The following is an 11048-nucleotide window of genomic DNA, read 5'->3' on the forward strand; positions in this document are numbered from 1 at the left end:
ATTCCTAGGCCGAAGGAAGGCAGCCGTTACGGCAGCCGCCCATCAAGTATGGCTTGGATTTCATCCATTTGGTCTGGTTGCAGCGGCCCAAACTCCAAGGCCCCGGCCGCTTCCTCCACCTGCCGGACGGTTTTGAGCCCCGGAATCGGAATCGCCCGGCCGCTCCGTCCCCAGATCCAGCCAAGCGCACCCTGCACCAAGCTTCGTCCGCCGGAGGCCAGGATGTCTCTGACCGATTCCAGCGCGTCCAAATGGCGGGGATTCGGCTTGCCGTCCTTGAAATAGGGGACCCACTCATGCTTGCTGCCGCGTACATCGTCAGGCGGCAGATGGGATGCCGCGTCGAATTTGCCGCTTAACAATCCCATAGCGAGGGGAGAATTGACGATGCTGCTGAGCTGTCTGCGCTCGCACAGCGCCAGTAATTCCTGATTTCCCGCCAGGATATTAAAGGAATGCTGAATGGCATCACAGGACGAACGCTCGGCGAAGGCGGCGACACGGCCCGAATCCCAGGTGCTCCACCCGTAGGCGCGAATCCATCCTTGCCCCTTCAGCCGGTCCAACGATTCGATGACCGAATCGAGCTCGGATAGTGAAATATCGCCGACATGAATCTGATACAAATCGATATAATCGGTCCCAAGACGCCGCAGCGACGCTTCGCAGGCGTTCCTTATATATTCGGGAGACATATCATAGCGGGTGTACACGTGGCGGGTGGATGCGTCATAGGTGTATCCGAATTTGGTCGCGATGACCGCTTCATGGCGGCGGCCGTTCAGTGCCCTTCCCAGTATTTCTTCGCTGTGTCCGGTCCCGTATACATCCGCCGTATCGAACAATCGGATGCCAAGCTCCAATGCCCGCTGGATCGCCCGGACGGATTCGCTGTCGTCGACCTCACCCCATCCGTCCGGCAATCCGTCCAGCCAGAACGGCCCCCCTACGGCCCAGCAGCCGAATCCTAAGGCACTGACCTCGATTCCCGATGTACCCAGCATCTTTTTCTCCATACTCCATCAGCCTCCATTCACAAATGATTCACAAATGATTCACAAATGTTTTCTAAGCCATTATAATCATAGAAACCGGTTCCTATCAGAGCCAATTCCGGTTCAATTTGGGGAGCCAATTCGGAGGGAGCATGCTCGGTATTTATCTCGATTCGAATTCGGAGTTATCGGTCACTTCTCAGTTATGCAGCCAACTCCGCGGCAAGCTCCAAGCTGGAGAGCTGACGGAAGGATACCGTCTTCCGCCCAGCCGCAGACTTGCGCAGGAATACGGTATCGCAAGAAATATCGTGCTCGACGTATACGAACAGCTAATCGCAGAGGGATATTTGGTGGGCCAAACCGGCTCCGGCACTTATGTGGCGGGCGGCTTGGTTACGATGCATGCCGGCACTTCCGTCGGAACAGAGAGCTTCGACATGCCCGAACCGTTCCCCTCAACGGAAAGACCCATCGACTTCATGATCGGCACACCCGACTTGCAGCATTTTCCTAACCTGCTGTGGGCCAAATATTTGAAGGCGGCGGCTGAATATGCGCCCGCCGGTCTGTTCGACTACGGAGACATCCGGGGGGAGGAAGATCTGCGGTGCGAGATCACGTCCTATCTCTACAGAACCAGAGGGATGCGCTGCCATCCCGGCCAGATTATCATCGTATCGGGTTCATCGGAAGGGCTCTCGCTGATCGCCCAAGCCTTGTCCCCTAGTTACCGGTCCGTGTACATGGAGGATCCCACCATCGATATTGCCCAGCATATATTCAAGCATATGCAGTATGGAATCACGCCTGTGCCGGTGGACGGATCCGGGATGAGGCTGCATGAGATCGAACGGTTCCAATCCGGAAGTCTGATCCTGCTCACGCCTTCCCACCAGTTCCCCACCGGCAGTATCCTGTCCATCCAACGCCGGCAGCTTGCCGTCAAGCTCGCCGAACATGCCGATTCCTACATCATCGAGGATGATTATGACGGCGATTTTCGCCTCAAAGGCGTCCCCATCCCTCCGCTTTATACCCTCAGCCCCACCCGGGTGATCTATATGGGGACGTTCAGCAAGACGCTGGCACCCGGACTGCGTATCGGTTTTTTGGTAATTCCAAGCCATTTGGTGCGCGTGTTTGCCGATCTCAAGGAGGAATTGAACCTCCGTTCCCCGTCCCTTGCGCAGGCTGCCTTAGCCCGGTTTATGCGGGATGGCCGGCTGGACCGCCATATTCACCGCATGAAAGGGATATATAGACAGCGTAGAACCCGGCTCATTGGCGCCATACACCGGATGTTCGGCGAACGGATGATCATCCTGGGCGATGAGGCGGGAATGCACTTCCAGGTGGAATACACGGGTATGCAAGGTCCGGTGGACTGGCAGCAGTCCGTTACGTATGGAGTCAAGGTCTATTCCGTTGAGGACTATTGCCTGATCAAAGGAAACCATACCCGCCATATTCTGCTGGGCTACGGGAATACCGAAGAGAAGGACATGGAGATGGGGATTGAGCGGCTTCATCGTTTTCTGGAAGCTTTTAAGTAAGCCTTCTAGTAAACCTTTCTCTCCCGCTAACCTCCCGCATGGATATTCCGCGCGATCTTGTATTCCATGTTAACGAAATGACATAATGAAGCTGGTCCCCTCGTTCGGCGGCCGAAGTGTACCGCAAGACCTTGGGATATGGGAGGTGAGGAAAAGGATGGCACGGGAAGACGTCGGAATTGGCGGGAGTCCCCTAGCGTGGAAATGGTTTTTTGGTGTCAAGCTGGCCTTGGGTCTCGCTTTAACCGGCGCTTTTTATTGGGAACACTCGATGACTCTCTTCTGGAAATTAAGTACCATGATCCTCTCCTTGGTGTTTTTTCTGCTCGTTCATTATTTTTACCTGAACACGAAGCGAAAGCAGAACTGGCTGTTTCCGATCTTGATCATCGATTTCTTCGTATCCGCCTGCTATGGTTATGTGTATATCGACGGACAATTCCCGAACCATTTGTTCATCGGCATGACAGCCCTGGCCATATTGCTCTTCGTCAAGAACACCCGGAGGATCATCTTAGCTTGCCTGCTGCTGTTGTCCGTCTATCTCGCCTTGATGGTCAGCATCGACTGGTATGTATATCAGCGCTTGGATGCAACCGGATATTTTATTTCAGGCTCGTTTATCGTTTTCGCGGGGATTGTGAGCTCTTTAATCCGCTCCTATCAACGTGCGCATCAGGATACGCAGCGGTTATACGCCCAATTGATGCAGTCCCATGAGAGAGTGCAAGCATATGCGCTCCGGACGGAAGAATGGGCGGCAGCCAGGGAGAGAGTACGGATCTCAAGGGAAATTCATGATTCGGTAGGCCACAAATTGACGGCATTGCTGGTTCAAATGCAGGCGGCCCGCAAGCTGGGCCGCGTTGATTCCTTGCGAAGCGAGCAAATGTACCTGGAATGCGAAGAGATCATCCGCTCCTCTTTGCAAGAAGTGCGGCTCTCGGTAAGGGCAATCCGGGAGGAGCCCGCAGTCTCCACTTCCTTGAACGATAATCTGCGGAAGTTAAGCGAGGAATTCACCAGGTTTGCCGAGGTACAGACTGCCTTCGAAGTGAACGGCATTCCCGCCGCCCTGCCCGGTACCCTCCAATTAACCGCTTACCGCATTGTGCAAGAATCCCTCACGAATGCCCAGAAACACGGTCGCGCGAGGCATGCCCGAATCCTGTTGGATTATTCAGAGAGCGGCTTCACGCTTAGTATAAGCAATGATGGAGAAATCCCGGCCCAACTGAAGCCGGGGTTCGGTTTAATCAATCTGCAGGAACGAGTCCGCGAGTGGAACGGAGAGCTGCAATTTTGTATGGATCCGCATGCGGACTTTGCCGTGAAGGTGCGGTTTCCTTATTCTGCAGCGGAGAAGGAGCTGATAGCCCGATGAGAATCCTCATCGTAGACGACCAGCGGCTGATGCGAGAGGGCCTGGCGGTCCTCATCGGATTGGAACCGGGTATGGAAGTCATTGGAACGGCGGTGGACGGCAGAGACGCTTATGCCAAAGCGCTGGAATGGCGGCCGGATGTGGTGCTCATGGACATCCGGATGCCGGGAATGGATGGCGTGGAAGGATCGGAACTGATCCTGAGGCATCTGCCGCAGACAAAGGTGCTGGTTCTCACGACCTTCGATGACGCGGAGCTGATTGTACGCGCGCTGGAAACCGGCGTGCACGGATATCTGCTGAAGGATATGCCGTCCGAAGCGATCGTCAGTGCGGTGCAGACCGTATACAACGGCGGGACCGTACTTCAGCCCGAGATCACGGCCCTGCTCCTGAACGAGCTGGCCAAAATGTCCGAACGCAGCCCGCATCAAGCTGGCCCAACCCCCGTACATAAGACGATGGAGCACACGCTGCTGACCGAGCGGGAGCAAGAAGTGTTGGCATGGCTGGGCCAAGGCTTCAATAATAAAGAGATCGCAGACCGGCTTTTCATCACGGAAGGTACGGTGAAGAATCACGTATCGAATGTGATTGCGAAGCTGGGCCTCCGCGACCGGACCCAAGCCGCCATCTACGCAGTCCGTCATTCCATCTAAAGGGCAGGGCATGACTTTTGGCATAGGGCATGAGAGGAGTCATCTTCTACCGATCAAACGTTCCCCCTTTTTCCGTGTGAATTCATGACTTCTTACAGATTTGCCTGCCCCCCCATCCCGGTACAATCAAGGTACTAGAAATGAGGAGGGGTTAAGCAACATGTCAAAACTAAAAATCACCTATTGGATCATCACGGGTTGTACACTTCTGGGATTCTTGCTCAGCGCGGTCAATGAACTTTCTTACTCCCCCAAAACCGTCTTCGAAACGACCCAGCTGCTCGGCTACCCGGCCTACTTTCTGACGCTTCTCGGGGTGGCCAAGCTCATAGGGATTGCGGTTCTTCTGTTTCCCCGCTATAACAGGCTCAAAGAATGGGCTTATGCCGGCTTTACGATCGACTGCATCGCTGCCTTCTGGTCGGAACAGGCGGTCGGCAATGGGATGGGCAGCATCAAATCCGTCGTCGTGTTACTGTTCGTGCTGCTTTCTTACTACTTGCTGCTAAAGCTGCAAAAAAGCCCGCAGGTGAACCTGCCAACCGGCATGCAGCAGGCGAATCGATAAGCCCGGCACGACCCCGGGTTATCCTTCGCTATGCGAGTGGGATATAGCTTCCAGAAATTCCAAAAAGGGCCATTACGCATATTGCGCATGGCCTTTTTTTATTTGTACATGTTCAGGTACCGCAATAAGTCCGGTACGCGCGGGGCGACGGCTCGGGCGGCGAGGCGTAGTCCGCTTGTTCTGACGAATAGGCATAGGGGTTCGCCAGAACATCCAGCAGCCGCTGCATCACGCTGTAGTCCCCTTCGTTCTCCGCGGCTTCCAGCGCTTCTTCCACCCGGTGGTTGCGGGGGATGACCGCAGGATTGCTGCTGCGCATGAGAAGCTTCGAGGAGTCTAGAGGTTCCTCCTGCCTGCTCAGCCTGGCCTGCCACTGCTCCTTCCACCGGGCAAATTCCGCCGTACCCCACAGCACCGTATCCTCCGGCTTCTCCAAGGTTAACGCGCGGAACGTATTCGTATAGTCCGCCCGGTGCCCCTGCATCATCCGGAGCAGGTCATCGATCAGGGCCTCGTCCTGCGGCTCTTCGCCTGTCATTCCCAGCTTCGCTCTCATCCCTGCGAGCCAGTGTCCGTGGAACTGCCCGTTGAATCCGGCAATCGCATCCTCAGCCAGCTTGACCGCCTGATCTTCGTCGTCATGCAGCAGCGGCAATAACGATTCGGCGAATCTCGCGAGATTCCATGCGGCGATGCGCGGCTGATTGCCATAGGCATAGCGGCCCTGCGAATCGATGGAACTGAATACCGTTGCCGGGTCATAGGCATCCATGAACGCGCACGGGCCATAATCAATGGTTTCCCCGCTGAGGGCCATATTGTCGGTGTTCATTACCCCGTGGATAAAGCCGACGAGCTGCCACCGCGCAATCAGCGCAGCCTGGCGCTTGATCACTTCCTGAAGCAGGAATAGATAGCGGTTCTCCTGCGCCTCATAACCCGGGAAATGTCGGTGCAAGGTGTAATCCGCCAGGGCCTTCAGATCCTCATCCGTGCCCCACTTGGCAGCGTATTGGAACGTGCCGACGCGCAGATGACTGGCAGCGACGCGGGTTAGAATGGCGCCTGGCAGCTCGGTCATGCGCTGAACGGGCTCGCCCGTTGTCACTACCGCCAGGCTGCGGGTAGTAGGAATCCCAAGCGCATGCATGGCTTCGCTGATGATGTATTCGCGCAGCATTGGCCCGAGCGCCGCCCGGCCATCGCCGCCGCGGGAGTACGGCGTTCGGCCGGAGCCCTTCAGCTGAATATCATACCGCTTCCCTTGGGGCGTGATCTGCTCGCCAAGCAGCAGCGCCCGTCCATCGCCCAACATGTTGAAATACCCGAATTGGTGCCCCGCATAAGCTTGGGCAAGGGGCAATGCCCCTTCGGGAATCTGATTGCCTGAGAACCAGGCGCCATGGTTGCTTCGCAGCGACGAGACGTCGAGTCCCAGGGATTCCGCCACGGGGCTATTAAGCATAATCAGCTTCGGTGAGCGTACAGGATTCGTGTCCTGCGCGGTAAACAATGATTTCGGCAGACGGGCGTAACTGTTGTCGAAGTTCCACCCCGCAGGGATGCTTGCATTATTCTCAGTCATCGGATCTCCTTCTTCTTACCATAAGATGATGATAGGTTCTGGGGTTCGTTTGCTTCTGCCCCCATATTATACCCTTTTCACTCCGGAATGACGCCCTTTTCAGGTTATATGTCAGGCTCACTCCTCCTTGCCTTGAATAATCACTGGCAGGATGAAACAAAATAGAGAATAAACATCAATGGTACAAAGAGGGTGATGAGGTTGGGTTTCGCGTTCTTTTTCTTTGTATCCTGGCTCGCAGCCGCTGTCTTTGCGGTAATGCACAAAACCCTGACGTTTGTCGAAAATACATTCGTTTTTTTGCTCATCATGATTATAAGCGTCAATGGGTCGTGGATTCTATTCGAAGAGATGAAGTGGCTTCAAGTCTCTCAACAGCCTATCGACTATACGTCCTTCCTGATCCACCGGAGCATCTCGATCCCTCTGCTTGTAGTGATCGCCATCAATCTGCTGCGGAGAACCAAATCCCTCTGGACCTCCCTGCTCATCGTGTTTGTATCCGTGACATTACTTGTGGCATTCGGTATGATGGGACGCTTTTTCCATATCACGAAGATCGTCCATTGGAACGCGATTTTTGATGCCTTGTATTTTGTTATGCTGCATCTTATCGCTTATTACGCCTTTAAGTTCTTTCACCGAATTCACCAAAGCGAGGCGAAGGTTGAATGACCCTGTGGCAAAGCTTTGACAAAAATGAAATTTCCCTCTTGATTATGGATGCAGGCGCCTATCTGCTTTTCTTTCTTCTCCCGAAGAAATTTCAAGCCCACATTAGTGCCTTAAGTTTGGTATGGGGATATGCCATAGGCATCTTGTTTGATTTTACCATCGGCGGCGGTTTAGTCGACTTCTATATGGTGAACGATTCCAACCATCTGGAGGGCGCAGATTTTCTTTATTACTTGCTGTTCGCCCCATTCGGATATTTCTTTTTTTATTTCTACGAAACCTTCCGGATTCACACCAAGACTTTCATTCCTTATGTACTTGCATGGGCTGCCGTGGGTGTTGCCGTACAATGGCTGTTCAACCTGCTGGATATCATCACGTTCCAAAAAGGATATAAGCTGATCTATTCGTTCCCCGTATTTTTGATCACCCAGACCATATCAGGCATTTATCTGGAACGGATGAAGGCCCGGGAACCCATCTTGGCTCCTTCCAAGAAAAAGAAGTCCCCCAAACTCGTGCTCAAGCGGAGGTTTGAGTGAGAGGCATTACTGCCATCCGGGCCGCGGAACACAACCTTCTACATATGGGATAAAATATTGATAAGCTTGCCGAAGGGATCGCGGACATAGAAGCGCCGGACGCCCCAAGGTTCATCGGCAGGTCCATATTCAATCGGATATCCGGCCCGCTTCATCCGGTGGTACGCCTCGTCGACATCATCCACTTCAATCGACAAGTGAGGCACAGGTGTGCCGGACCCCCCCTCTGTCGCCATACTGACCTGAACGGACATCATCTCATGCGATCCGTACGTTGCGATCCAGTCATGATCCATCAACAAATCCAGTCCGAGCGTCTCCTGGTAGAACCGTGCCGCGGCAGAGATATCCTCTGTGTGGAGCGTCGCGACGATCCGTTTGACTTTCATCGATTCCATCCCCCTCTTCCCCATGGTGATCTCCAGCGAAACCCCGCTTTGCAAAGCCGATTTTTTCCATCCTACCACTTCCTGTACTTTTTACAATAGGACTTCGGGCAGCACGATCGCAACTTTTGATCCAGCCAGAAGTCTAATCTAGATTATTATGTAAATCATTCCTTCGAAAGAAACAGGTGATGTGTGTTGAATTTATTCTTACAAAGTCGCATGGCCGCAATAATCGCACTTCTTGTTCTTCTGACCAGCCTGCCCATTCAGGCGTCAGCCAGCTCTTCCATCCGGGCGTCGATCCCCCAGTTCCCCTTAAGCATCAATGGACAGAAGCTGGACCAAGCCTACAGTAAGTACCCTTTTTTGTTCTATAGGGACATTACTTATCTCCCTCTGACTTGGAACCATCTTCAGGCATTAGGCCTCGAATCCGAGTGGAGCGATGACGAAGGACTGAAGATTTGGACGAACCAAAACTTCCCGCCCCCCATCCACGAATCGCCGGTCGAACAGGATGTGAGCGGCAAGCGCAACGGTTCTGTTGATTATGCGGCGAAAGCGGCCGGGTGGCCGATCAGGCTGAACCAAACGGCCATCGATAATGCAGTGGAGCCCTACCCCTTCATCACCTTCAGGGATGTAACCTATATGCCGTTAACCTGGCGTAATGTACATGATCTGCTGCAGATCGACATCCGGTGGAGCGAGGCGGACGGCCTTCATCTGATCGGCGGCCAGCACATCATCAGTTCCTTGATCGGTGACGATGACCGGTCCCTGTACTTCTACTCCATGCTCTCCGCCGATCCGGCCAAGTCCATGTTGAAGATAGACAAAACCTTCAACCATGTGGAGTGGATGGGGCAGAAGGCTCTGAAGGAGATGACGGGAAAAGCGGCTGCGCCATCCTCTCCCTATGCCGGCAAGCCGGCGGAAGTGCAGCGCAAAGGCCGGGATCTCTATTATGGCGGCATGAACGTATATACCTTAACGGACGCCGATGTGTGGGAGTCGGCCGATTGGGGAGCTCCGGTCCATACGTATACCGAGTTTCGTGCCGGAGAAGGGGCGGCGATCCTCTCGGTTAACATCAGGCTGCCGCTGCCGGTTATCGGTCCGAACTACGGGAGCACCTATACGTTCCTGATCCGGGGCGGACAAGTGACCGAGTTGAAAGACTTCAACCAAAAGATCGACCGGGTGATTCCGAATCCCGACGGTACGGTGTGGATCGCATCCGCCCGGCTGCCCAGCCGCAGCGGGTATATTGGCGGGAGCGCAAGAGTGGCCCTGCTGGACCGGGAAGGCAAGCTCCACCTCGTGAATGAGCTGCTTGACGAAGCCGATGTCATGGCGCTGGGGTTGAACAACTCCGGCCTGGCGAATCCGGCTGGACCCGACGGCAGTCTGTATGTCGTGCTGCTCGGCCGAAGCAAGGACGATTTCACGGTCAAGGATAGCGACGGACTCTATGAGCTGAAGACAAGCCTCCAGACCGTCCGCCTGTCCAAGCAAGTGTCCGGCGAATACTATCTCGACAAGAACCGGAGCATCTTCGTCCAGCAGGCTAACAATACCCTGGTGAACGAGCTTACCGGGGCATCCAAGACCTGGTTCGATCACGAGCTTGCCCAGTTGAAGCCTGCAGCCCAGTAATCGCAGCACCTCTTGCCTGCCGCCTCAGAGATGAGGCGGCGGGCTTCTTTACTTTGGGTTGAAGCAGCCTGGGACAACGAAGATGAGGCGTTCCGAAGAACGCCCCTCTCGACAACACGTCGATCGTGCTGAAGCTGAATCCGGCTGCCGCTTGGGACACCTGCACGCAGACAATTCAAGTTGGTTCGCCCCGTTCCGGTTAAGGGAGCCCGCCAGGCGCCGGGTGATGCGTACCGGCAAAAGCAGCTGAAGACCTTGAAATGAACCAAAAAGTAATATAAATACCAAATTATGTAACCCATCTACCAAAGAGAATAAGGTAAGATCGGAGATGTAGATCGCTGGCCAGCATCTGACGCCCTTCATACTTAGAATAGCGCAAGGAATAACCTATTATCATGTAGGAGGAAGAAACAAATGTTAAAGAAAATCGCCAGATTGGCCGGGATTGCCCTGATGGGCTCCGCCTTGTTTATTTCGAGCGCATCCGCTATGCCGGCTTCGTCGGACCCCTTTGAACCGGTGAATAACAGCTACACGACCACGTACCAGTTTAGCCAGAATACGTGGACTTCTTATATTCAATACAGCAATGATTTTGATTATATGAATTTTGTCTCCCCCAAAACGGGCAGCCAGGAAGTATGGCTCATCCCGCCTTACGGCAAAAACTATGCCATCGGAATCTACGAGTACGGCAGCGGCACACCGGTTGCCTATAAGCAATCGTACGGGAATTATACGACGATGACGGCCAACCTGGTTGCCGGTCATAAGTACAGCGTCCTCGTCTTCCCTGTGGATGGCAGCTATGATACGGAGGCTTCGTACATCTTCGGTTTCCCGCTCTTGTTCCCGTTCTAATCGCTTGGAGCCGGTCTGCTCCTATACTGAAAAACCCGGTCGAGCTCTCGAGGCCACTGAAGAACTAACGCTTTTTCATCGGGAGTCTCATAGAAGTTACAAAAAAGACATCTGCCTCCATTTTTTAGGGAGCAGATGTCTTTTTTAATGGCTCAAAACGGGTTTGCCCGAC

At 54.0% G+C, this 11048-nt stretch carries 11 protein-coding genes; 8 read left to right on the forward strand and 3 right to left on the reverse strand.

Annotation, left to right across the window (positions count from 1 at the left end):
• Window positions 1-26: 26 nt before the first annotated feature.
• Entirely contained in the window at window positions 27-1016 is a 990-nt protein-coding gene (locus tag O9H32_RS09080; RefSeq protein WP_269865673.1) for an aldo/keto reductase, read from the reverse strand.
• Between the two features lie 131 nt (window positions 1017-1147).
• Here O9H32_RS09080 and pdxR point away from each other — a divergent pair, with 131 nt between their 5' ends.
• The 4 genes from pdxR (at window position 1148) to O9H32_RS09100 (ending at window position 5162) form a co-directional block, all read left to right on the forward strand.
• Entirely contained in the window at window positions 1148-2551 is a 1404-nt protein-coding gene (pdxR, locus tag O9H32_RS09085) for a MocR-like pyridoxine biosynthesis transcription factor PdxR (RefSeq protein ID WP_269865674.1), read from the forward strand.
• 157 nt (window positions 2552-2708) lie between these two features.
• The gene (locus tag O9H32_RS09090) at window positions 2709-3935 is read left to right on the forward strand and encodes a sensor histidine kinase (protein ID WP_269865676.1); all 1227 of its coding nucleotides are present in this window, start codon (window positions 2709-2711) and stop codon (window positions 3933-3935) included.
• A complete protein-coding gene (locus O9H32_RS09095) occupies window positions 3932-4594 on the forward strand; it encodes a response regulator (RefSeq protein ID WP_269865678.1) in 663 nt (220 codons plus the stop codon). The genes O9H32_RS09090 and O9H32_RS09095 overlap by 4 nt, the downstream gene beginning before the upstream one ends.
• 160 nt (window positions 4595-4754) lie before the next feature.
• Entirely contained in the window at window positions 4755-5162 is a 408-nt protein-coding gene (locus O9H32_RS09100) for a DoxX family protein (RefSeq protein ID WP_269865679.1), read from the forward strand.
• A 112-nt stretch (window positions 5163-5274) separates the two neighbouring features.
• On the opposite strand, the gene O9H32_RS09105 is transcribed toward O9H32_RS09100, so the two are convergent.
• Window positions 5275-6747, reverse strand: coding sequence for a protein adenylyltransferase SelO (locus tag O9H32_RS09105; RefSeq protein ID WP_269865681.1), 1473 nt, complete (start codon window positions 6745-6747; stop codon window positions 5275-5277).
• A gap of 309 nt (window positions 6748-7056) precedes the next feature.
• Between O9H32_RS09105 and O9H32_RS09110 the strand changes: the two genes are divergently transcribed.
• Complete coding sequence (locus O9H32_RS09110; protein ID WP_269865683.1) at window positions 7057-7422, forward strand: hypothetical protein; 366 nt, start codon at window positions 7057-7059, stop codon at window positions 7420-7422.
• Entirely contained in the window at window positions 7419-7964 is a 546-nt protein-coding gene (locus O9H32_RS09115) for a hypothetical protein (protein WP_269865685.1), read from the forward strand. The genes O9H32_RS09110 and O9H32_RS09115 overlap by 4 nt, the downstream gene beginning before the upstream one ends.
• 38 nt (window positions 7965-8002) lie before the next feature.
• Here O9H32_RS09115 and O9H32_RS09120 read toward each other — a convergent pair whose 3' ends face one another.
• Complete coding sequence (locus O9H32_RS09120) at window positions 8003-8353, reverse strand: VOC family protein (RefSeq protein ID WP_269865687.1); 351 nt, start codon at window positions 8351-8353, stop codon at window positions 8003-8005.
• 219 nt (window positions 8354-8572) lie between these two features.
• Here O9H32_RS09120 and O9H32_RS09125 point away from each other — a divergent pair, with 219 nt between their 5' ends.
• Entirely contained in the window at window positions 8573-10012 is a 1440-nt protein-coding gene (locus O9H32_RS09125) for a hypothetical protein (protein WP_269865689.1), read from the forward strand.
• A gap of 417 nt (window positions 10013-10429) precedes the next feature.
• Window positions 10430-10876: a hypothetical protein gene (locus O9H32_RS09130; protein WP_269865690.1), complete on the forward strand. Its 447-nt coding sequence runs from the start codon at window positions 10430-10432 to the stop codon at window positions 10874-10876.
• The last annotated feature ends 172 nt before the right edge of the window (window positions 10877-11048 follow it).

It is taken from the genome of Paenibacillus caseinilyticus, from assembly GCF_027533645.1.
Classification (GTDB): Bacteria; Bacillota; Bacilli; order Paenibacillales; family NBRC-103111; genus Paenibacillus_G; species Paenibacillus_G caseinilyticus.